At 63.3% G+C, this 21,456-nt stretch carries 20 protein-coding genes; 12 read left to right on the forward strand and 8 right to left on the reverse strand.

Going from position 1 to position 21,456, the window contains the following annotated elements; translation table 11 throughout:
• Window positions 1-37 precede the first annotated feature (37 nt).
• Window positions 38-712, reverse strand: a complete 675-nt coding sequence (locus EBBID32_RS21640; RefSeq protein WP_006967160.1) for a GNAT family N-acetyltransferase — start codon at window positions 710-712, stop codon at window positions 38-40.
• 152 nt (window positions 713-864) lie between these two features.
• Here EBBID32_RS21640 and EBBID32_RS21645 point away from each other — a divergent pair, with 152 nt between their 5' ends.
• A complete protein-coding gene (locus EBBID32_RS21645) occupies window positions 865-2,853 on the forward strand; it encodes a putative bifunctional diguanylate cyclase/phosphodiesterase (protein WP_006967163.1) in 1,989 nt (662 codons plus the stop codon).
• A 20-nt stretch (window positions 2,854-2,873) separates the two neighbouring features.
• Here the strand turns inward: EBBID32_RS21645 and EBBID32_RS21650 are convergent, their stop codons facing one another.
• A complete protein-coding gene (locus EBBID32_RS21650) occupies window positions 2,874-3,836 on the reverse strand; it encodes a crotonase/enoyl-CoA hydratase family protein (RefSeq protein ID WP_006967165.1) in 963 nt (320 codons plus the stop codon).
• A gap of 238 nt (window positions 3,837-4,074) precedes the next feature.
• Here EBBID32_RS21650 and EBBID32_RS21655 point away from each other — a divergent pair, with 238 nt between their 5' ends.
• Entirely contained in the window at window positions 4,075-4,254 is a 180-nt protein-coding gene (locus EBBID32_RS21655; RefSeq protein WP_006967166.1) for a hypothetical protein, read from the forward strand.
• Window positions 4,255-4,293: 39 nt separating this feature from the next.
• Window positions 4,294-5,424, forward strand: coding sequence for a tRNA guanosine(34) transglycosylase Tgt (tgt, locus tag EBBID32_RS21660; RefSeq protein ID WP_006967168.1), 1,131 nt, complete (start codon window positions 4,294-4,296; stop codon window positions 5,422-5,424).
• Between the two features lie 3 nt (window positions 5,425-5,427).
• On the opposite strand, the gene EBBID32_RS21665 is transcribed toward tgt, so the two are convergent.
• Both EBBID32_RS21665 and EBBID32_RS24325 read right to left on the reverse strand, forming a co-directional pair.
• Entirely contained in the window at window positions 5,428-6,939 is a 1,512-nt protein-coding gene (locus tag EBBID32_RS21665; RefSeq protein ID WP_006967169.1) for a sensor histidine kinase, read from the reverse strand.
• Window positions 6,940-7,042: 103 nt separating this feature from the next.
• A complete protein-coding gene (locus EBBID32_RS24325) occupies window positions 7,043-7,264 on the reverse strand; it encodes a NepR family anti-sigma factor (protein ID WP_231382280.1) in 222 nt (73 codons plus the stop codon).
• 322 nt (window positions 7,265-7,586) lie between these two features.
• Between EBBID32_RS24325 and EBBID32_RS21670 the strand changes: the two genes are divergently transcribed.
• The 4 genes from EBBID32_RS21670 (at window position 7,587) to EBBID32_RS21685 (ending at window position 9,692) form a co-directional block, all read left to right on the forward strand.
• The gene (locus EBBID32_RS21670) at window positions 7,587-8,378 is read left to right on the forward strand and encodes a response regulator (protein WP_037492425.1); all 792 of its coding nucleotides are present in this window, start codon (window positions 7,587-7,589) and stop codon (window positions 8,376-8,378) included.
• A gap of 81 nt (window positions 8,379-8,459) precedes the next feature.
• On the forward strand, window positions 8,460-8,591 hold the full coding sequence (locus tag EBBID32_RS25170) for a hypothetical protein (protein WP_006967174.1): 132 nt from the start codon (window positions 8,460-8,462) through the stop codon (window positions 8,589-8,591).
• Between the two features lie 119 nt (window positions 8,592-8,710).
• Window positions 8,711-9,379, forward strand: coding sequence for a sigma-70 family RNA polymerase sigma factor (locus EBBID32_RS21680; RefSeq protein ID WP_037492431.1), 669 nt, complete (start codon window positions 8,711-8,713; stop codon window positions 9,377-9,379).
• A gap of 52 nt (window positions 9,380-9,431) precedes the next feature.
• Window positions 9,432-9,692, forward strand: a complete 261-nt coding sequence (locus tag EBBID32_RS21685) for a hypothetical protein (RefSeq protein ID WP_006967180.1) — start codon at window positions 9,432-9,434, stop codon at window positions 9,690-9,692.
• Here the strand turns inward: EBBID32_RS21685 and EBBID32_RS21690 are convergent, their stop codons facing one another.
• Window positions 9,693-10,286, reverse strand: a complete 594-nt coding sequence (locus EBBID32_RS21690) for a hypothetical protein (RefSeq protein ID WP_006967181.1) — start codon at window positions 10,284-10,286, stop codon at window positions 9,693-9,695.
• 184 nt (window positions 10,287-10,470) lie between these two features.
• On the opposite strand from EBBID32_RS21690, the gene EBBID32_RS21695 reads away from it, so the two are divergent.
• From EBBID32_RS21695 to EBBID32_RS21710, 4 genes are read left to right on the forward strand one after another with little or no spacing between them, the layout of a single operon-like run.
• Entirely contained in the window at window positions 10,471-11,859 is a 1,389-nt protein-coding gene (locus tag EBBID32_RS21695; protein ID WP_006967183.1) for a TIGR03013 family XrtA/PEP-CTERM system glycosyltransferase, read from the forward strand.
• Between the two features lie 10 nt (window positions 11,860-11,869).
• Window positions 11,870-13,942, forward strand: coding sequence for an XrtA/PEP-CTERM system histidine kinase PrsK (gene prsK, locus EBBID32_RS21700; protein ID WP_006967185.1), 2,073 nt, complete (start codon window positions 11,870-11,872; stop codon window positions 13,940-13,942).
• Window positions 13,942-15,306, forward strand: coding sequence for a PEP-CTERM-box response regulator transcription factor (gene prsR / locus EBBID32_RS21705; RefSeq protein WP_006967191.1), 1,365 nt, complete (start codon window positions 13,942-13,944; stop codon window positions 15,304-15,306). The genes prsK and prsR overlap by 1 nt, the downstream gene beginning before the upstream one ends.
• Complete coding sequence (locus EBBID32_RS21710) at window positions 15,303-17,342, forward strand: tetratricopeptide repeat protein (RefSeq protein ID WP_006967192.1); 2,040 nt, start codon at window positions 15,303-15,305, stop codon at window positions 17,340-17,342. Before prsR ends, EBBID32_RS21710 begins: the two co-directional genes overlap by 4 nt.
• Before the next feature lie 27 nt (window positions 17,343-17,369).
• Here the strand turns inward: EBBID32_RS21710 and EBBID32_RS21715 are convergent, their stop codons facing one another.
• Window positions 17,370-17,702, reverse strand: coding sequence for a GntR family transcriptional regulator (locus EBBID32_RS21715; RefSeq protein ID WP_006967194.1), 333 nt, complete (start codon window positions 17,700-17,702; stop codon window positions 17,370-17,372).
• Between the two features lie 72 nt (window positions 17,703-17,774).
• The gene (locus EBBID32_RS21720; RefSeq protein WP_037492433.1) at window positions 17,775-18,353 is read right to left on the reverse strand and encodes a nitroreductase family protein; all 579 of its coding nucleotides are present in this window, start codon (window positions 18,351-18,353) and stop codon (window positions 17,775-17,777) included.
• A 268-nt stretch (window positions 18,354-18,621) separates the two neighbouring features.
• Here EBBID32_RS21720 and EBBID32_RS21725 point away from each other — a divergent pair, with 268 nt between their 5' ends.
• Window positions 18,622-20,145 (forward strand): peptide MFS transporter, encoded by a 1,524-nt coding sequence (locus EBBID32_RS21725; protein ID WP_006967196.1) that lies wholly within the window; start codon window positions 18,622-18,624, stop codon window positions 20,143-20,145.
• Window positions 20,146-20,202: 57 nt separating this feature from the next.
• On the opposite strand, the gene EBBID32_RS21730 is transcribed toward EBBID32_RS21725, so the two are convergent.
• Complete coding sequence (locus EBBID32_RS21730; RefSeq protein ID WP_006967198.1) at window positions 20,203-21,426, reverse strand: polyhydroxyalkanoate depolymerase; 1,224 nt, start codon at window positions 21,424-21,426, stop codon at window positions 20,203-20,205.
• Window positions 21,427-21,456: the final 30 nt, after the last annotated feature.

Consider the following 21,456-nt stretch of genomic DNA (forward strand, 5'->3'; position numbering starts at 1 on the left):
AGGCCGGTGGAGCGATCCACCGGCCTTTTTCGCGCGATCAGCGCACCAGCACAACTATAGACAATTCCGCCCGCACCGCGAAGCCCAGCGTCTCATAAAGCGCTATGGTTCGGTCATGGGCGGCATAGGCGTGCAGGAACGGCGTCTCGCCCCGGTCCAGCATCGCCTGCATGACGATCCGCATCAACGCGCCGGCGAGACCCCGGCCACGAAAATCGGGATGGGTGCAGACGCCGCTGACCTCGGTAAAGCCGGGCAGGCGCATCCGCTCACCCGCCATCGCGACCAGTTGCCCCTTGTCGCGCACGCCGATGAAGCGGCCCAGCCGATGGGTGAGCGGGTGGAAGGGACCGGGCCGGGTCAGCAGCGCCAGCGCGCGCATTTCCGCCGCATCGGCTTCGTCCAGGACGATCCACTCAAGGTCCGTTGCCGGGGCAGGAATGACCGTTGTTGCGACCATTTGCGCCAAAGTCGCGGTGCGCGCAATGGTCATGCCCGGCGGCGTGATTGCCACATCCTGCCCGACCAGCCACATTTCGCTGTCGTCATTGGCCAGTGCCGCGAGTGCGGTCAGGCCGTCTGGCTTGTCGTCTCCGGTCGCAGCGAAGGGACCATAAGCGGGATCGAGCCGCATCGCCTGGCCGTCGCCCTGTGCGAGTGCCGCCCAGCCGCTGCGCAGCGTATGCCAGACGGGACGATCAAGCGGGTGCATGGGGCAGGCTCCTATGGGGCAGGGTACAGGTGCCATATCAGCCCGACTGGCCGGTTCAAGCCGGGCAGCTACTCTGCCGCCGCTGCCGCAATATTAACCAAAAAATAAAGGGAAAATGCGACACCGGCTTTGGGAACCGGAGACCCACCGATTTGCGCGCTTTGAGGACATTGCTGGAAAGGCGCAGGGCGCAGCCACCGGGGCATGACGCCGACGTTCGGCGCAGCCTTGTCGAATCGCTCTATGCGTCTCCTACATCCCTGACCATTGGCGCGGCCACCGGCACCGCTGTGGGTATCGTCATCAGCAGCATGAGCGATTTTCCGGCGATCCATGCGGTCGTCGTCGCTGTCTGTATCGTTGCCGCTCTCCGCGTCATTTCCGCCATTTTCTTCCATCGCCAGTTGGTACGCGGCACGGCTGTCGCCTCGCGCAACTGGGAACTGGCCTATGAACTGGGTGCCTGGGCCTATGCCGGGTTACTGGGGCTGATGGGCTTCGTCACGTTGATCGGATCGGCCAATTCGGTCATCCACATGCTCAGCGTGTCGATGGCGACGGGCTATGCAGGCGGCATCTCCGGCCGCAACGCAGGGCGCGTCCAGATCGCCATCGGGCAAGTGTGCCTGGCTCTGTTGCCGACGGCTACGGGGTTGTGGCTGGAAGGATCAACCGGCTATCGCGTCCTGTCGATCGCTATGGTCGCGATGGTGCTGGGCCTCGCTGAAATCAGCTCGACCACCCATCGTATCGTCGTCCAGGCGTTGATCGGCAAGCGCGACAAGTCGCTGCTCGCGGAAAAATTCGAGCGACTCGCCCGCTTCGACAGCCTGACGGGCCTTGAAAACCGCATGGCGATGCAGATGCGGCTGCGCGAAATCTTTGAAACCAGCCAGAAGCGCAATGATGCCGTCGCGATCCTTTGGATGGACATCGACAGGTTCAAGGAAATCAATGATTCGCTGGGCCACATGGTTGGCGACCAGTTGCTGCGCGCGGTGGCGGAGCGGCTGGACGAGGTCGTGCAGGGCCGCGGCCGGATCGCGCGCTTTGGCGGCGACGAGTTCGTTATCATCTGTGCCGACACGGATCGCGTTACGGCAGCGGCGATCGCGCAGGAAATCATCACCTATTTCGCCCATGGCTTCGACCTGTCGGACAATCATCTTCAGGTTACAGCCTCCATCGGCTTTGCGATCGCGCCGCAGGACGGGCGCGACATGGACGAGTTGATGCAACATGCCGATCTGGCGCTCTATGAAGCCAAGCGGGAAGGGCGCAACCGTGCGTCCAGCTTCAACTGGTCGCTCAAGGAACGCTTCAATCGCGTCCACGAGATCGAGACCGGGCTGCGCCGCGCGCTGGACAACAATGAACTCAAGCTGCTGTTCCAGCCGATCGTTGATCTGGAAAGCGGCCATATCGATGCCTGCGAAGCGCTGCTGCGTTGGGATCATCCCGTGCTGGGACCGATTTCGCCCGGCGAATTCATCCCGATCGCCGAAAGTATGGGCATGATCGAGGCTATGACTGGCTGGGTGTTGCGCGAAGCCTGTATCGCTGCGGCCTCCTGGCCGGGCGAGGTGCGCATCGCTATCAATGTTTCGCCCGCATCGCTCAAGTCGCATGATCTGCCCGGAAACGTCATCGCGGCGCTGCTGGAGACCGGTCTGCCCGCGCGGCGGCTGGAACTGGAAGTCACCGAATCGATCTTCCTCGACGATAGCGGGCAGACCAATGCCATATTGCGCGAATTGCAGCGCATCGGGTTGCGTTTGGCGCTCGACGATTTCGGCACCGGCTACAGCTCATTGTCCTATTTGCGCTCCTACCGGTTCGACACGCTCAAGGTGGACCAGAGTTTCATGGCGGGGGTCAGCTCCAATGCGGAGGATCGTGCGATCGTGCGCGCGATCGGCAACCTCGCCCGTGATCTGGCGATGGACACGGTGGCGGAGGGGATAGAGACGACAGATCAGCTACGCCACGCCCGCGAGGCCGGCTTCACCAATGTGCAGGGCTATTTGTTCAGCCGCCCGGTGACGAGCGAACGGATCGCCGACATGATCGCCGATGGTCCGCTGGAAGGAGGGGAGCGTCCGGATCCCGTCATCCACAGACGGCCGCGGCGGCAGGCCTGATCCTTCGCCGCGGTGGTGTTTCAGCGTAAGCGGGTCTGTGCTGAAGCCAGTCGCCGCATCATCCGCAGATCGCGATCGGACAGGGACAAGGCCGTATCGGTCCATGTCTCAACAATGTCGGTCAGTTCGACCAGCGTCAACGGATTGACCCGTCGCCCGGCCCGGTTGATGCCAACATAACCGGCATGATGAGCGCTATGGTCGCGAATCCATCTGGCGGTCGCCGCCTCACCCTCGCCCGGTTCGACGACCTGGGCGATAATGCCCATTTCGCACATTTCGTCCGCGCTGTAGATGCGTCCCTCCGCGATCATCTCGCGCGCCAGCACAGGGCCGACCCGCCGCGACAGGACCGAATAGGCGCCCATGCCGGGGAACAGGCCGAACAACACTTCTGGCAGGCCGAATTTGGCCTGCCGCTCGGCGATGATGACGTCGAAGCACATCAGCGCTTCCAGCCCACCGCCCAGCGCGTCGCCCTGCGCCAACCCGATATTGATGATGTTCATATCATTGCAGTGCCAGATGCGATCGACAATCTCGCAGCAGGCGACGCCATAGCTGAGCAAGGTGTCGCGGTCGCGGCGCTGGATGCATTCGGCGAACATTTCCAGATCACCGCCCAGATTGAATACACCGGGGAAGCGTGAGCCAAGAACCATGAATTTGAGCGCGCCGTCCCGGCCGCTGCCGTCAGCGCCACCATAGACGCGCTTGCTCTCGCGCTGCCACGCCATGGTGTCGCGAATCAGTCCGAGATTGGAATTGGGCCGGTGATGCGGGGTCATGAAGGCCCACAATGTCGCCAGTTCCTCGTCCCAGCGCACATCAATCTGTCCAAGGTCGAAAAGGGTAGAGCGGTCGGTCGGAGCCGCTATTTCCGCTACGGAAAAGGCGGGTTGATCGGTGTCAGGCGCAAAATGCTCCTCACCTGCCGTTTCGACCATGTCGCTTGTCGGATTAAACCGTCCTGAATCAATCATCTGCGTCCCCGTTTTTCTATTGCGACTGAACAGAACAGGCTCACATGGAGGATGCAATCAACCCCCCGTCAGTGAACAGCACGTTAACTATTTTTGTTCGGAACTGTTGCAAACACGTCGTCACAAATTGGCCCAAATGAGACTCGATGTGATGAAAATACAACAAATGAGCTTGTTCCTGGCTGTGGTCGATCGTCCCTCAGGGCTTTGTTAACCTTTATTAATTAGCCACAGGCGGATGAACGACCGCGATCAGGACTCCAAATTTGTCACGCTGGCCCTGCATGATTCAGCGGGCGCGGCATGGCCGTTACGCCTCTCTGCGGACTGTTTGCGCTTCATTGGTCCCTATCGCCGGATCGAAGGCTTCAATGTGGACGCGCTGATGCTGTTTGAAGGCGTGCGGAAGGCGGGTTGAACCCTTGTGCATGCGCCGCTTCGCTCATAAACGGCGCGCGTGACCCAAACCCGTTTTTCCTTCTCCATCGCCGCCACTGACGGCAAGGCGCGCACCGGCGCAATCCAGATGCAGCGCGGCGAGATCCGCACGCCTGCCTTCATGCCGGTCGGCACCGCCGCGACGGTCAAGGCGATGCGCCCGGCGGAAGTGCGTGCCACCGGCGCGGACATCATATTGGGCAATACCTATCATCTGATGCTGCGTCCCGGCGCGGAGCGCATGGCGCGGCTGGGCGGCCTACACGGTTTCATGGGGTGGGACCGGCCGATCCTGACCGACAGCGGCGGCTATCAAGTGATGAGCCTGTCTGAACTCACCAAGATGAGCGAGCAGGGCGTCGCTTTTTCCAGCCATATTGACGGGTCAAAGCATATGCTGACCCCCGAACGGTCGATGGAAATCCAGCGGCTGCTCGACAGCGACATTGTGATGGCGTTCGACGAATGCACCAAAAATGGCTGCACCCATGACGAGGCGGCGCGGTCGATGGAGCGATCCATGCGCTGGGCCAGGCGGTCGCGCGATGGCTTTGATGCGGGCGGCGACCATGCGGAGCGTGCGGCCTTGTTCGGCATCCAGCAGGGTTCGCTGGACGAAGGTTTAAGGCGGCAATCGGCTCAGCAACTGATCGACATTGGCTTTGATGGTTATGCCGTGGGTGGTCTGGCCGTGGGGGAGGGGCAGGAGGCGATGTTCGCCACGCTCGATTTCGCGCCGGACATGTTGCCCATCGACAAGCCACGCTACCTGATGGGCGTGGGCAAGCCCGACGATATTGTCGGCGCGGTCGAACGCGGCATCGACATGTTCGATTGCGTGCTGCCCACCCGGTCGGGCCGCAACGGGCAGGCCTTCACTTGGGCAGGGCCACTCAATATCCGCAACGCCCGCTTTGCCGAAGATACAGGGCCGCTCGACCCGCGCTGCACCTGTTCGGTCTGCGCAACCTGGGGCCGGGCCTATCTGCACCATCTGGTGAAGGCGGGGGAGATGCTGGGCGCGATGCTGATGACGCAGCATAATATCCATTTCTACCAATCGCTGATGCAGGCGATTCGCGACGCCATTGCTGCCGGACAGTTCGCTGCCTTTGCCGCCGATTTCCGCCGGGATTACCAGCGCGCCTGAGCGTTATGGAATGACGCTGATCTCGATCGTGTAGCCGCCTGCCTCCGCATCATGGTCCAGCGGCGCGCGCAGCTGGCGCGACAGGCCGGTCAATACCCGGCCATAGCGTTCGGCCAGATAGATCGTCATCGCCTCTGATGCGCGCAGTCCGCTGGATCGTACGCTCAGCAGCGCGCGATTGTCGCGGCCCGTGACGCCTCGAACCGCAATTTGCATCGCGCCGTCAGGGTCCAGCATCATCGCCAGTTCGACCAATTCGGTCAGCAGAAAGGCGATCGGCACCGCTACATCCTGACTGATGTGCAGGTCGTCCGCGTCGATCTGGATGCCAAAGCGACGGGCTTGTGCCGGCGCAGTACCGCGCAGGCTGGCGGACAATTCGCTGACCAGCGGACGCACGCCCACGCCGCGATTATCCTCCAGCTCGGCAAAATGGTTGCGATGGACGACCGAGAGCGCATCGACCCGCCGCTGGATCGAGGCATAGGCCTCCACCGCTTCGGGATCATGCGCCGACCGGGCGTGCAGGTTGATGAGGCTGGCGATGATCTGGAGGTTGTTCTTCACCCGGTGATGCACTTCACGGGTCAGCTTGCGCTGGGTTTCCAGACCTTGCGCCATTTCCGCTTCATGGGTCGCGACATCCTCGCTGATCTCGCGGAAGGTTTCGCCCAACGCGACGATCTCCTGCGCTGGCGTGCGGACTTTTTGCAACGGCTCCAGCACTTCGCCCGGATGATAGGCCGCAACCGACCGGCGCAGCAGCACCAGCGGGCGGATCAACAGGCGATTGACCACGAACCAGCCCACCGCGGCCGCCGCAAACCACATGACCAGCGGCAGGAAAAGCGAGAGCATCCGGGCGATGGTCGCCGGCGGATCCCGCACCGTCATGGTCAATATGATATCGGGGGGATCGAGTCGGGCCGACAGGCTGCTGCTATTGCCCTCTATCGGCGCGCTGCCGGGACGGCTGATGACCATCCGCGCGTTACCCTGCCGCAGGGTCAGTTTCCGGTTTTGCAACGCGGTTGCGGGATCGGCGACGCTTTCGAGGTGGGCGCGCGAATAATAGGCGAGTCCCACCAGCGCGCCGTCGCTGCTGCGCACTCGGCTGACCAGAAATTGCGATGCGGGCAGCAATTGCGCGTTCGTACCGTCGAAACGATTGTCGATGGCTATACCAGCTGGTTCCGGCGCAGACGACGCGCACAGGCGCCTGCCGCGCCGATCGTAGATGTAAAAGCGCCCGCCATCCCGGTCATGCGAGGTCAGGAAAAGCTCCAGCCGCTGACAGATGCTCGTCTCGCCACCGGGACCGGCCAATGCATTGACGGTCAGTTCCAGCGCTGTTCGGTCCGATTGCAGATCGGCCGTCAGTTTGCGCGCGCTCTGCGTCACGGCGACGCGCAGCAGTGCTTCCTTTTCAAGGTCTGCGGTGCGGATCGCCTGTAGCGAAGCGACCAGCGCGATCAGTCCCAACGGCAACAGCGCCAGTGTCAGGATGAGGAACATCTTGACGCCGGTTGACCTGAAAAATCCAGCTAACGGCACGACCGGAGATCGGGCAGTCCCGGTGCGGGCGGCCGGAGGAAGGCTGCCCCCGTTCATGGCTGTGTCAGTCCAGCTTGCTCAGCAGATCGAGCATTTCGGAGGGGATATCTTCGTCCACGGCGCGTTGATAGACGGTGCGCAGCGCCTGGGACACATGGCCATCTTCTTTGGGGGCGGCACGGCGCTTGCGGGGGGACGAGGCGGCATGTGTGCCGCTGTCCGGGCTGGTCACGCCATCCGGCGTACCCCCTCCCGCCGCATTACCTTCCGTCGATGAAGAAACCAAAATCAGCCCCTCTGAAGCAATATCTGACACGCCAGCCTGCCCGTATTTGCGGGATTCTTGCAGGACGTCAATTCGTCGTCCTGCGCGATTGATACAAAATTCACGATAAAATCGAAAAATCCATATGGCTGCGAAACAAATCTCTTCGTTGATGGTTCCGGCGAATGAAGCATTTTTTATGCAGCCGCGCTTTTGGTGATGTTTGGGGGACGGGGGTTGCCATCATGGCAGGGACATTCCATCCTTTCCCACGCCGCCAACATATACAGGCACCGATGCTTCGGAACATTACGCCCCTTATGGGCAGGGAGAAGATTTGACGATGTCGCTTGGACAGCAATTGCACCCCCATCTTCCGTTCCTGCGGCGCTACGCGCGCGCGTTGACCGGCAGTCAGGCGCATGGCGACGCCTATGTCCGCGCCGCGCTGGAGGCGATCGTCGCCGCGCCGGAGGAATTTCCATCCGACGTCGACCCTCGCCTTGGCCTCTATCGCACCTTCCACGCCATCTGGTCCTCCTCTCATCTGGAGGATATTCCGGTGACGTCGGGGGGCAGCCGCGAAGCGATTGCACAGGCTCGGCTCGCCCGCCTGACCCCGCTGCCGCGTCAGGCGTTGCTGCTGACCGCGCTGGAAGGCTTCACGGTCGATGATGTCGCCTATCTGATCGACATGGACAGCGCCGATGTCGAGGCGCTGGTAGAAGAAGCGCTCAGCGAGATCGAGGCGCAGACCCGCGCCAAGGTACTGATTATCGAGGATGAGCCAATCATCGCGATGGATATTGAAACCATCGTCCGTGATCTGGGCCATGACGTCACCGCCATTGCCGTAACGGCCGAAGATGCGGTGCGCGAAGCGCTGGCCGATCGGCCCGGGCTGGTGCTGGCCGACATTCAACTGGCCGACGACAGCAGCGGAATCGACGCGGTGAAGGATATTCTCGCTGAATTTTCCGTGCCGGTGATCTTCATCACCGCCTTCCCCGAACGGCTGCTGACGGGCGAACGGCCCGAACCGACCTTCCTGATCACCAAACCGTTCCAGCGCTCGACCGTCAAGGCGGCGATTTCGCAGGCGCTGTTCTTTGACGAGGCGACTGCGCCCGTTTGACTGGCGCAGCGTTAATAACCGACTTGTGGAACTCCCGATCGTTGCTGGCGTTAATGATGCGTAACGATCGGGAGATGGGCCATGGTTGATCCTGAACAGCATATCACGACCGATGACGCGCGCGGCGGATCGACGGAGCATGTCGTGCGATACGTGCTGGGCATTTCGCTGGCACTGGCCGTGATCGCCATGCTCTTCGTTCTCTGGCGCTGACGGCAGAGATTGCGGGAACTGGTTTTTGACGGCACATGATTTAGGATGCGGGCGCATTTATGGCTTTGACGATGTCGGTTCATGGGATGAGGACGGCAACCACCAAGGGGGACCTGCCCATGTCTGATGACGTTGGCGACAGCCAGGACGATATCGGCGTTGAGATTGCGCCGGCGGAGGACCGTGCGCCGCTTTCGGATGCGGACTTCAAACGCGAGCTGGCAGCGGTGATCCCGCACCTGCGCGCTTTTGGTCGTTCATTGTCGGGCAACCGCGACACGGCGGACGATCTGGTGCAGGAAACCCTGCTCAAGGCCTGGGCGGCGCGGCAGCGCTTTCAGGCTGGCACCAACATGCGCGCCTGGACATTCATCATCCTGCGCAACCATTATCTCTCGCAAATGCGCCGTTCGCGCTTTCGCGGCGATTGGGACGATCTGACGGCCGACCGTATCCTGGCCGCCCCTGCATCGCAGGACAAGCATGTCGAACTGAGCGACATGCAGCGCGCCCTGCTGCAACTGCCCCAGCCCCAGCGCGAGGCGCTGATCCTGGTCGGTGCAGGGGGCTTTGCCTATGAGGAAGCCGCCGAAATCTGCGGCGTGGCCGTTGGTACGATCAAGAGCCGGGTGGCGCGCGGTCGCGCGGCGCTGGAACAGATACTCGAAAGCGGCGATCTGCCTTCACGTCGCAGTCAGGTGACGACCGAAACGGCCGTGCTTGACGAGATTATGGACGATGTCGACCGGCTCAGCCGAGGCCGTGATCATGGCTCGCTGGAGGACTGACCGGAACGATCGCGCCGCCCCGCCCGTTGTCGCTCCATCAAGGAGACGCAATATGGGCAACGACCCCACAGGGCGGGACGATCCGTCTGTTCATGTCACTATAGTCGAGCGATCGCGTGGCAGCGGCGTGGTGTTCGCACTGGTCGCGTTGGCGCTGCTTCTGGCCATCGGCTTTTTCTATCTGACCAACGATCGCCGCGATGACCGGCAGGCGGAAGCTGTCACCGGCGCCGCGCAGTCGGTCGACGATGCCGCTAAAATGGTCGGAGACGCCGCCAAGGACGCCGCTGACAAGCTGCGCGACAACGAATGATCAATGGCGGCGTGACACGCTGACGCCATAGAGCGGCTGAAGCGCGCAATCATCGGGTGCGCGGCCATAGGCGGCCTTGTCCATGCACGCTGCCGCCGACGCGAAATTTGCCGCGATCGCCGCCCGTGCCATGCCCATGCCGCCATCCAGCGCCGATCCTTCGCCCTTCACCGTTGTCGCGATCGTCCGGTCCAACAAGACCTGATGGTTGTCGATGCGGACGAGTTGATAGTGCAGCGTCGCGGTCGTTTCCTTGCTTGCCACTAAAAGGCTGGCGGGCGAATCAAGCCCTTGCCATGTCGCGACCAGCCGCACCCGCGCCTCGCCGTCGCTTGGCGCCAGCAGATTCATGCGGTCCAGCGTTTCGCGCAGTCCCTTGTGCAGGCGACCGGGTGGGGCGGCCTTGAACCGGACGATCGCCGTAATCCCTTCGACATCCCCCACCGCGACGCGATGATAGAGTGGATGATCGCGTGCCACCGGCATCGGCTTTTCCGGCGCAAAAGGCAGGCCGATCGCCACCAGCGGGATATCGGGGGAGGGAGCCGCGCCGATCAGGGCGAAGGCGGCGATGGAAAGGAGAAGCGGGCGCATGACCGCCTGTCTGGCGCGGCGGGCTTTAGGAGGCGATAATTGCCATGGCTAATCATCGGTTGACGTCGATTGGCGCGCAGATTCAGGATTTCTTTGCCATTTTCGGGCAGGGTATATCCCTGTCGGATTTTCTTACAGCCATTGTAAGGCCAGGTCCGACACCACCGGGACCGATAGTGCGACCATGATCAGGCTGTTCAAACATTATGTGCCGCACGCCGTGCTGCTGCTGGGGCTGCTCGATTTCGTGCTGCTGCTCTGCGCGGCGGAGGGCGGCTGGATCTTGCGGGCACGGCAGATCGGCATGGATATCGAGCATGTCATGACCCGCATGGGTCCGCTGCTCAGCTTCGCCTTCGCGATCCAGACCGGCATGATCGCGGTCGGCGTCTATGGCACCGAAGCGCTGCAATCGATCCGATTCGCCTTTGCGCGGTTGCTGGTCGCCGTGTCGCTGGGCGTCATCTTCCTCTCCGTCCTCTATTTCCTGCTGCCCGGCATGACGCTGTGGCGCTCCAATTCGCTCTACGCCATGGGGCTGGCGATGGGTTTGCTGCTGGCGCTGCGTTTGCTGCTGGGTTCGATGCTGGGCGGCGAAGCGTTCAAGCGGCGGCTGGTCGTGCTGGGCGCGGGCAACCGTGCCGATCGTATCCGCGAACTGGAGAAGAAGAAGGGCGCAGGCTATCTGGTCGTCGGCTATATCGCCATGAATGACGGGCCGCAGGTGGTGCAGGAAGCAATCAACCGCAGCGCCATCTATAATCTGTCCGATTTCGTCGTCCGCCTGAACGCCAGCGAAGTGGTGCTGGCGCTGGAGGAACGGCGCAACGCGATACCCATGTCCGACCTGTTGCGGATCAAGACCACCGGCGTTCATGTCAACGATCTGTCGACCTTTCTGGAGCGGGAGACGGGCCGTGTCGACCTGGCCAGCGTCAATCCCAGCTGGCTGATCTTTTCCGACGGCTTTTCTGCCGGTCGCCGCATATCCAGTTTCGCCAAGCGGCTGTTCGACATCCTTGCCAGCGCCCTGCTGCTGGCGCTGACCGGTCCCGTCATCCTGATCGCGGCGATATTGGTGAAGTTCGACAGCAAGGGGCCAGCTTTCTACCGGCAACAGCGTGTCGGCCTGTTCGGCCAGGAATTCTGGATCGTGAAGCTGCGCACGATGCGGACCGACGCGGAAGTCGATGGTCAGGCCGTCTGGGCCGAAAAGGATGATCCCCGCATCACCCGTCTTGGCTATTGGCTGCGCAAGCTGCGGATCGATGAATTGCCGCAGACATGGACCGTGCTGAAAGGCGAGATGAGCTTCGTCGGCCCGCGCCCCGAACGCCGCCAGTTCGTAGAGGATCTGGAACAGCATCTGCGCTATTATGCCGAACGCCATATGGTGAAGCCCGGCATTACCGGCTGGGCGCAGATCAATTACCCCTATGGCGCGTCGATCGAGGATGCCCGGCACAAGCTGGAATATGATCTGTATTACGCCAAAAATTACACGCCTTTCCTGGACCTGCTGATCCTGATCCAGACCCTGCGGGTTGTCCTCTGGCCCGACGGCGCGCGCTGAGGCGCACTCTATGGGCACGCTGCTTCAATTTGTCGGCGACTGGGGACATGCATTGGCGGCCGTGCTGTTTGCGGCGCTGGGGATTTTCATCCTGCGGCGACGGGAGGAGGCGGCCGAACCCCGGATGCTGGCGGTCGCGTTACTGCTGACCAGTTGCTGGGCGCTTTATGTGTCCTTTGGCGGCGTCTCCAAACCGCTGACCGGTATCGGCGAAAGCATCCGCAATGCCGCCTGGCTGCTGACGATGTTCGTCATGCTGCGGCGCGGGCCGGTGGGCCGGGCCGGGCCGATTCTGGCGATCAGCGCGCTTTACGCTGCGGTTGCCGGGCTGCTCCTGCTCCAGACCTCGACCGATCTGGTCTGGCGGCAATTGTCGCCGGACAGCGATATGCATCGCGCGCTCGTCAATGTGTCGCTGGTGCTGCGGATGATGACCGCGATCGGCAGCCTGATTTTGGTCCACCATCTTTACACAGCCTGGCCATCGCGTGAGCGGGGTGGAGTCGCGCTGCTGCTCGGCGCGCTGGCGGCGATGTGGACCTATGATCTCAATCTCTACGCGCTCTGCTATGTCGCCCCGACGCGCGTGAGCGAACTTTACGCCCTGCGCGGATTGCTGATGGCGCTACTGGCCCCGGTGATCGCGGTTGGCATGCGCAAGGATATCGCCGGGCGGCTGCAATTGTCGCGCACGCTGACCTTTCAGTCGCTCTCGCTCTTTGCCATCGCGCTCTATGTCATTGTCCTGACAGCCGCCGCCGTGCTGGTCGAATTCATCGCTGGTCCCTACGCCCGCGTAGTGGAAATTGGCGCTGTATTCTTCACCGCCGTCACCGCGCTGGTGCTGTTGCCATCACCACAGATGCGCGCGCTGTGGAAGGTGCAGGTGGCCAAGCATTTCTTTCAGCACCGCTATGACTATCGCACCGAATGGATGCGCTTTGGCGAGACGATCGGCCGCCCCGGCGAGGATGCCGCGCCGCTGGGGAAGCGGGTGGCCAAGGCGGTGGCCGACATTACCGACTCGCCCGCCGCCATGCTGCTGTTGCGCAACGAACCGGGGGCGCTCATCTTCGAGACGCATTGGAACTGGGACGGCGACCTGCCCGATAGTGCCACCCTGAACCCCGAAACGGTGGCGGCATGGGAAAAGAGCGGCTGGATCATCGATCTTGGCAAGCCCAGGACGGGCGAGGCTGCGCTGCACCTGCCCGACTGGATGGTACAGGACAAGCGCAACTGGGCCTTGGTGCCGCTGGTCCATTATGGCCGCCTGATCGCCGCGATCCTGCTGGCCCGCCCGCCGATCGACCGGCGGCTCGACTGGGAGGATTTCGACATGCTGCGCGCCGCCGGGCGGCAGGCGGCGACCTATATCAGCGAAGCGCAGGGCCAGCAGGCGCTGGACGATGCGCAGCGGTTCGAGGAATTCAACCGCCGCTTCGCCTTCATCATCCATGATGTCAAAAATCTGGTGAGCCAGCTTTCGCTGGTCGCCCGCAACGCGGAGCGCCATGCCGACAACCCGGATTTCCGCGCGGACATGATCCTGACGCTGCGCGAATCGGTCGGCAAGATGAACGACATGCTTGCCCGCCTGTCGCAGCATAATAAGGGCAGGGCGGAAGAACCCCGCCCGCTTTCGCTGCGCGACATGGCCGATCAGCTTGCCCGGACGCGCGCGCGCCAGCACCCGGTCGAGGTGTTCGGTACGGCCCCGTTGGCGCTGGCCGATCCGGCGCGGGTCGAACAGATACTCACCCATCTGCTCCAGAACGCCATCGACGCCAGCGCGCCCGACAGTCCGGTGGAACTGCGCCTGTCCGCCGATGGTGCAGAGGTGCTGGTCGAAATTATCGACCATGGCCGGGGTATGAGCGCGGAATATGTCCGCCGCGACCTGTTCAAGCCCTTTTCCTCCAGCAAGGTGGGCGGCTTTGGCATTGGCGCGTTCGAGGCGCGCGCGCTGGCGCAGGCCATGGGCGGGCGGATCGACGTTGAAAGCAAGATAGGTGTCGGCAGCCGTTTCACCCTGCGCCTGCCGCTGGCCCCCCGGATCGACCAAAAAGAGAAAGCCGCCTGATGAGCGACACGCGCCCCAAATTGCTGATCGTCGAGGATGATCCGGGTCTCCAGCGCCAGTTGCGCTGGGCCTATGAGGATTATCAGCTGTTCATCGCGGGCGACCGTGACGAAGCGATCGAGATGCTGCGCGCGGAAACGCCTGATGTCGTGACGCTGGACCTGGGCCTGCCGCCCGACCCGGATGGCACCAGCGAGGGCTTTGCCACGCTGGCGGAGATATTGCGGATCAAGCCCGACACCAAGGTCATCGTCGCGTCCGGCCATGGCGCGCGCGAAAGCGCGCTCGATGCGATAGCCGGCGGGGCGTATGACTTTTACCAGAAGCCGGTGGATATTGACGAGCTGGGCATGATCGTCCGCCGCGCATTTCACGTTCATGCGCTGGAACAGGAAAATGCCCGTCTGGCCGACACCGCGCCGGAGGATGGCCGGGTGCTGGGTCGCCTGATCAGCGGCGCGCCCGAAATGATGAAGGTTGCCCGCACCATCGAACGGGTCGCCAGCGCGCAGGTCTCCGTCCTGCTGCTGGGGGCGAGCGGCACGGGCAAGGAATTGCTGGCGCAGGGGCTGCATGACGCCAGCCCGCGCAGGGGCGGTGCCTTCGTCGCGATCAATTGCGCGGCGATCCCCGAAACCCTGCTCGAATCCGAACTGTTCGGCCATGAAAAGGGCGCCTTCACCGGGGCGATCAAGATGACGCAGGGCAAGATCGAGCAGGCGCAGGGTGGCACATTGTTCCTGGATGAAGTGGGCGACATCCCGCTGGCGCTTCAGGTCAAATTGCTGCGCTTCTTGCAGGAACGCTCGATCGAGCGGGTTGGCGGTCGCACCGCGATTGCCGTGGATACCCGCATCGTTTGTGCGACCCACCAGAATCTGGAGGAGATGATCGTAGCGGGCAGCTTCCGCGAGGATATCTATTATCGCCTGGCCGAAATCGTCATCCGCATTCCGGCGCTGAAGGACCGGCCGGGCGACCCGGCCTTGCTGGCGCGACATTTCCTGTCCCGTTTCGCGCGGGACATGAACCCGCAGGTCAAGGGGCTGGCCCCCGATGCGCTCGCGGCGCTGGATGCCTGGACCTGGCCTGGCAATGTGCGCGAGCTGGAAAATCGCATGAAGCGCGCGGTCATCATGGCCGATGGCAAGCTGGTGACCGCTGCTGACCTGGACCTGGACGATGAGCGCGCCGCCGGGGGCGAAGTTGTGAACCTGAAGGCGGCGCGCGAAATGGCCGATCGCCGCGCCATCCGCCGGGCGATCGCTCGCACCGACGGCAATATATCGGGCGCGGCCAAGATGCTGGGGATCAGCCGCCCGACTCTCTACGATCTGCTCAAACAATATCAGATGCAGGGATGAGCCGGACCCGCATTCTCCTGATTGCCGGGATCATTGTCATGCTGCTGGGCGTGGCGGGCCTGTGGCAATGGCGCATCCATGAACGCGATGGCAGCGCCGCTCTGGCACGCGGGCTGGCGGCGCTCGACAGGGGTGACGCGCGCACGGCGCGGATCGAGCTGATGAACGCGATCAAGGGCGCGCCGCGTTCCGTGGTCGCGCGGGAGGTGCAGGCGCGGGCGCTGGTGGAACTGGGCGATGGCGCAGGGGCGCAGGCCGAAGCGATCCGCGCTCGTGCGCTGGGCGCGCCGCCGTCGCAGACCCGCGCGGTCATGGCGCAGGCGCTGCTGTTGCAGGGGGATGCCGTCGCTGCGCTCAAAGAGGCTCGCGCGCCTGACGTACCCGACACCGAGCTGGACATGGTCGCGCGCGTCATGGCGCGTGCCGCCATGGCGCAGGGGGACATGCGAGCTGCGCAAAATGCGCTGGCGAGGGCGCTCTCTATTGCGCCGAATGACGCGGAAAATTGGGTCGAACTCGGCCGCTTCCGGCTGGCGACCGGCGATCAGGCGGGGGCGATTGCCGCCGCCGACCGCGCGGTTGCGCTGAACCCGGCCGATGCAAAGGCGTTGACGCTGCGGGCCGAACTCACCCGCGCCCAATATGGCCTGACCGCGTCGCTGCCATGGTTCGATCGGGCGCTGGCTGTTCGTCCCGATTCGATCCCGACCATGGAGCAATATGCCGCGACGCTGGCCGATGCCGGGGCAGCGGGCGCGATGCTCAGCCTGACCCGCCGCATCCTGGCGCTCGATCCCGCCAATGCGCGTGCGTGGATGATGCAGGCGGTGATGGCGGCGCGGGCGGGCAAGGCCGATCTGGCCCGTGCGCTGCTCGATCGCACACAAGGGCGGCTGGACAATGAACCGGCGACGCGGCTGCTGCGCGGCGTGCTGAACCTGCAAGAGGGCAATGCCGTCCTGGCGGCAGAAGCGCTGGCCCCGCTGGTCGCGGCCCAGCCCGACAATCGCACCGCCCGCACCCTGCTGGCGCGCTCCTACTATCTGGCCGGAGATTATGCCGCCGTTGCGACGCTGCTCGCTCCGGTCGTCGCACAGCGCGATGCTGATCCCTATGTGCTGACGCTGGCCGCCCGCGCGCAGGAGGGGCTGGGTAACCGGGCGATGGCCGCCGACATGCTGGCTCGTGCCGCCTGGCCGGTGCGCGCTGCTGCCGATCCCTTTGCGAGTTCGCGCGATGATGCACTGGCCAACGGGCCGCCGCCCGCCAGCACCGCCACCGCGCGCGACAATATCCCCTATATCCGCGCCTTGCTGAGCACGGGCCGCACCGATGATGCGCTGGCCCGTGCGCAATCGCTGAGCCGCGCCAATCCGGGCGCGCCCGATGCCTGGCTGGTTCAGGGCGACGCGCTGGGTGCCGTTGGCCGCCCTGCCGATGCTGCGCGTTCCTACGAAGCCGCCGCGAACATTCGCTTCGATCGCGCCGCAGCGCTGCGTCTGGCCGCCGCATGGGGGCAGGCGGGCAATCCTGCACGGGCAGCGCAGGTCGTGCAATTATTCCTGACCCAGCACCCCAATGACGCCGAAGCCCAGCGCCTGGCCGCCGCCATTGCGATGCAGCGCCAGGACTGGCGCGGTGCGTTGCGACTGTTGCAGGCGGTGCGGGCGCAGGCCGGGGATGGCGACGCGGTGCTGATGGCCGATCTCGCGCGCGCTGCGCTGGAAAGTGGCGATCGTGCGGCGGCGCGCGCTTATGCGGCCCACGCCTATCGGCTGATGCCCGCCAACCCGATGACCGCCGACATCTATGGCTGGACGCTGCTGCGGACTGGCGAGAAGGGACCGGCGGCGGTCGATCTGCTGGAAAAGGCGGTGGCGCTCGCGCCGGGTCATCCGGTGCTGCAATTCCATCTGGGGCAGGCCTATGCAGCAACCGGGCGCAAGGATGATGCCAAGCTGGCGCTGGGTCGCGCGGCGTCAGCGGGCAATTTCACTGGACGGCAGGAAGCGGTCGACGCGCTGGCGGCGCTGTAGACAATCCTCCCCTTGCAGGGGAGGAATTTAAGCCAGTTCGTCGATGTGCAGCCCAAGCCGCCGGATCTGCGCCGCGACGGGGGGCCAGACGGTTTCCAGAAAATGCTCCCGTTCCGCCACGCGCAACCGGCGGGTCGCGCCGTCGGCGACGAACATGCCGACGCCGCGTTTGACCACGACCAGCCCGTCATCCTGAAAGCTCTGATAGGCTTTCGCCACCGTCAGCGGGTTGGCACCCTGCCGCGCGGCAAAGGCGCGTACCGATGGCAGCATGTCGCCATCGCCAAATTCACCATCCAATATGGACGCAGCAATAATCTCACGCAGGCGGAGATAGACGGGTTTGGAATCGTCGGCCATGACTGCATCAGTGCCATAATACAGCGATGCGCGCAAGTCAGTTGCTTGCGTTAGATTGGGCCGTTTGCGTAACTATCTGTCCCAGACTGATATCACGGCGTCATAATCTGGCCGTGGCCGCTCTTCCTGTGGCTTGCCGGGCGTGCCGATGAATATGAACCCTGCGATGTTTTCGCCTTCTGCGGCAAAGGCCGTGCGGACATCATCATTATAGGTTGGCCACCCCGTCAGCCACCCGCCGGCAAAGCCCAGCGCATGGGTGGCGTTGAGCAAATTCATGATCGCCGCGCCGACGGATAACTGTTGTTCCCACACTGGTATCTTGCTGCCCGCGACCGGCGCGGACAGGGCCACCACCAATGTCGGCGCCTGATGGGCAAACTGGTGCATCGCCTCGATCTCCAGCCGTCCGGCATCGGGCTTTTCGGCGCGATAGGCGGTTTCGAGGAGGTCGGCGAAGGCCGCGCGTTTCTCCAGCGGCACTATCACGAAGCGCCATGGGGCCAGCTTGCCATGGTCGGGGGTGCGGATCGCCACCTCCAATATCTGGCGCAACTGCGCGTCGTCGGGACCGGGCGCGATCAGGTCGCGCGGTTTGCCCGAACGGCGGGTCTGGAGCAGGGCGAGCGGAGAGGAGCGATCATTGAACATCGCGTCCAGATGGCGCGGCACCCGCTTTGACGCAAGGGTGAGAAACGAACGTCACGCAATATCCGTTCGTGCTGAGTAGGGACTGAGCTTGTCGAAGGCCCATATCGAAGCATGTCGCGCAATCCTTCGATACGCCACTTCGACAAGCTCAGCGGCTACTCAGGACGAACGGGGTGGAATTTTGACAGATGCGATTTTGCCTCTAGTCTCGCGCCATCCTCTGGTCCCCGTTCGGCGGGCTGGCACACATAAATGACAAGGGTAGCTGATGGCGACCTCAATTTCTGGCGCGGCGGCAGCGGGCAAGACCTGGCTTGGCCATCCGCGCGGGCTGTTCCTGCTGTTTTTCGCAGAAATGTGGGAGCGTTTTTCCTATTATGGGATGCGCGCCATTCTGATCTTCTACCTCACCAAACATTTCCTGTTCGGGGAGGACAAGGCCTATCTGCTCTACGGTGCCTATACCTCGCTGGTCTATATCACGCCGGTTATCGGCGGCTATCTGGCCGACCGCTTTCTGGGCCCGCGCAAGGCGGTGCTGGCGGGCGGGCTGTTCATTGCGTTCGGCCATTTCCTGATCGCGGTGACGGAGGGACCGGGGGGACAGGACCCGGTCTATCTCAACGGATTTTATCTGGCGCTGGCCAGCATCATCGTTGGCACGGGCTTCCTGAAAGCCAATATTTCGGTGCTGGTGGGCGAACTTTATCCCCGCGATGATGCGCGGCGCGACCCGGCTTTCTCCATCTTTTACATGGGCATCAATGCGGGCGGGGCGATCGGCCCGCTGGTCTGCGGCCTGCTGGGTGAGACGATGGGCTGGGGCTGGGGCTTTGGGGCGGCGGGGGTCGGCATGTTGCTGGGCCTTGTCCTGTTCGTCTGGCTCACTCCCTGGCTGCTAGGGAAGGGCGAGCCGCCCGCGCCGCAGCAATTGCGCGCGCCTGCCGTTGCGGGCCTCAGCCAGGAATGGACCATCTATCTGGGCGCAGCGCTGGGCGTGGTCGCGATCTGGTTCGTTATCCGCTATGCCGAATTGCTGGGCTATGCGCTGCTCGCCTTCGCGGCGCTGACGGTGATCTATATCGTCTGGCGGACGCTCGGCACGCTGGCCAAGGTCGACCGAGACCGCATGTTCGCCGCGCTGTTCCTGATTGCGCTCAACCCGTTGTTCTGGGGATTGTTCGAGCAGACCGGATCGTCCCTGAACATCTTCACCGACCGCAATGTCGACCGCACGGTGCTGGGCTGGGATATTCCCGCGTCGATGTTCCAGTCGGTCAATTCCATCTTCATCATCCTGCTGGCGCCCTTGTTCGCCATATTGTGGACCTTCCTCGACAAGCGCCGCCTTGAACCATCATCGCCCGCCAAATTCGGCATTGGCCTGATCCTGTGCGGCGCTGGCTTTCTGGTGCTGGTCGCGGGTGCGGCGATGGCTGGGGAGGATCTGACCCCGTTGCTGTTCGTCATCCTCATCTATCTGTTCCACACCATGGCGGAACTGTGCTTCTCACCCGTCGGCCTGTCGGCGATGACGCGATTGTCGGTGCCCAATATGGTCGGGCTGGTGATGGGCACATGGTTTCTGGCCATGGCGGCGGGCAATTTCATCGCAGGGCTTATCGCCCGCGCGACCGGCAGCGGCGACGCTGATGGGGTGAGCCAAGTGCTGGATGTCTATACCCGTATCGGCTGGTTTTCGATGGGGGTGGGCGTGCTGGTGCTGCTCATATCGCCCATGATCAAGCGGCTGATGCATCCCGACACGATCGGCGCGGAGGCCAAGGGCTGAACCGGCGCAGCGCGGGCGGCTGTCCGGTACGACCGGAAGCCGCCCCTGACCGGGCGGTCAGTTCATCGACAGGATCATGTTCCGCACCTGCGGATAGACCTGCTTTTCCCATTTGCTGCCGGAAAAGACACCATAATGGCCGACGCCCGGCTGGAGATGATGGCGCTTGAGGTGGGGGCGCAGGCCGGTGCAGAGCGTATGCGCCGCCGCCGTCTGGCCCACGGCGCAGACATCGTCCTTCTCACCCTCGACCGTCAGCAGCGCGGTCTTGCGGATCGCGCCCGGATTGACTGGGCGGCCGCGGTGCATCAACTCGCCCTTGGCCAGCAAGGTGCGCTGGAACACCAGATCGACGGTTTCGAGGTAGAATTCCTTGGTCATGTCCAGGACCGCGAAATATTCCTCGTAGAATGTCTTTATCTTGTCGGCTTCGACCGTCTTGCCGTCGGCCAGTAGCTGATAGAGTTCGCGATGCTGCGATCCGTGCCGTTCCATGTTCATCGCCATGAAGGCCGAGAGTTGCAGGAAGCCCGGATAGACTTCGCGCCCGCGCCCGGCATAGCGGAAGGGAACGGTGGAGATCAGATTCTTCTCGAACCAGTCGATCGGCTTGTCATTGGCGAGGTCATTGACCACGGTTGGCGCGACCCGCGTGTCGATCGGCCCGCCCATCAAAGTCATCGATTTGGGCGTCGCGGGATCCTTGTCCTCGGCCATCACCGCGACTGCGGCGAGCGCGGGGACACAGGGCTGGCATACGGACAGCAGATGCGCGCCCGGACCCATCGTCTGGAAAAACTGGATTATATAATCGACATAATCCTCAAAGCCGAAGCGCCCGGCTTCCAGCGGTACGTCGCGGGCATTTTTCCAGTCGGTAATATAGACGTCATGATCGCGTAGCAGGGTCACCACCGTGCTGCGCAGCAAGGTGGAGAAATGACCCGACATCGGTGCCACCACCAGCACGCGCGGCTGGGCGGTCTCTACCTCATCCTTCACGAAATGCAGCAGGTCGCCAAAGGGCAGGTCCGCCACAATCTCTTCGCGCACCGCGACATCGGCATTGCCGCTGCGTACCGAGGTAATCGCATAGGCCGGGCGCTTGTGCGTGACGCGCGCGCCCTGGAACACATCCATCAGCGCGAACATGCGGCGCGGCATGGCCCAGTCGGCCATTGGCCCCATCTTGTCGCGCATCCCCAGCGCAAACTGCGCCCCGAAGCGTGCCGGCGCCAGCATATCGTTCCACGCCTGATAACCACTGTACAGCATTCGCATGACTATAAGCGCGCCTTGTTCAATCCGTCC

Source organism: Sphingobium indicum BiD32 (assembly GCF_000382885.1).
GTDB classification, from domain to species: Bacteria; Pseudomonadota; Alphaproteobacteria; order Sphingomonadales; family Sphingomonadaceae; genus Sphingobium; species Sphingobium japonicum_C.

Excerpts from the sequence above, each read along its gene's own strand:
- EBBID32_RS21715 (WP_006967194.1), bottom strand. The coding sequence starts at position 17,702 with ATGGCCGACGATTCCAAACCCGTCTATCTCCGCCTGCGTGAGATTATT.
- EBBID32_RS21720 (WP_037492433.1), bottom strand. The coding sequence starts at position 18,353 with ATGTTCAATGATCGCTCCTCTCCGCTCGCCCTGCTCCAGACCCGCCGT.
- EBBID32_RS21725 (WP_006967196.1), top strand. The coding sequence starts at position 18,622 with ATGGCGACCTCAATTTCTGGCGCGGCGGCAGCGGGCAAGACCTGGCTT.
- EBBID32_RS25170 (WP_006967174.1), top strand. The coding sequence starts at position 8,460 with ATGGTTGATCCTGAACAGCATATCACGACCGATGACGCGCGCGGCGGA.
- EBBID32_RS21665 (WP_006967169.1), bottom strand. The coding sequence starts at position 6,939 with ATGTTCCTCATCCTGACACTGGCGCTGTTGCCGTTGGGACTGATCGCG.
- EBBID32_RS21730 (WP_006967198.1), bottom strand. The coding sequence starts at position 21,426 with ATGCGAATGCTGTACAGTGGTTATCAGGCGTGGAACGATATGCTGGCG.
- EBBID32_RS21650 (WP_006967165.1), bottom strand. The coding sequence starts at position 3,836 with ATGATTGATTCAGGACGGTTTAATCCGACAAGCGACATGGTCGAAACG.
- EBBID32_RS21655 (WP_006967166.1), top strand. The coding sequence starts at position 4,075 with ATGAACGACCGCGATCAGGACTCCAAATTTGTCACGCTGGCCCTGCAT.
- EBBID32_RS21680 (WP_037492431.1), top strand. The coding sequence starts at position 8,711 with ATGTCTGATGACGTTGGCGACAGCCAGGACGATATCGGCGTTGAGATT.
- prsK (WP_006967185.1), top strand. The coding sequence starts at position 11,870 with ATGGGCACGCTGCTTCAATTTGTCGGCGACTGGGGACATGCATTGGCG.
- EBBID32_RS21640 (WP_006967160.1), bottom strand. The coding sequence starts at position 712 with ATGCACCCGCTTGATCGTCCCGTCTGGCATACGCTGCGCAGCGGCTGG.
- EBBID32_RS21690 (WP_006967181.1), bottom strand. The coding sequence starts at position 10,286 with ATGCGCCCGCTTCTCCTTTCCATCGCCGCCTTCGCCCTGATCGGCGCG.
- EBBID32_RS21685 (WP_006967180.1), top strand. The coding sequence starts at position 9,432 with ATGGGCAACGACCCCACAGGGCGGGACGATCCGTCTGTTCATGTCACT.
- EBBID32_RS21670 (WP_037492425.1), top strand. The coding sequence starts at position 7,587 with ATGTCGCTTGGACAGCAATTGCACCCCCATCTTCCGTTCCTGCGGCGC.
- EBBID32_RS21710 (WP_006967192.1), top strand. The coding sequence starts at position 15,303 with ATGAGCCGGACCCGCATTCTCCTGATTGCCGGGATCATTGTCATGCTG.
- prsR (WP_006967191.1), top strand. The coding sequence starts at position 13,942 with ATGAGCGACACGCGCCCCAAATTGCTGATCGTCGAGGATGATCCGGGT.
- EBBID32_RS21695 (WP_006967183.1), top strand. The coding sequence starts at position 10,471 with ATGATCAGGCTGTTCAAACATTATGTGCCGCACGCCGTGCTGCTGCTG.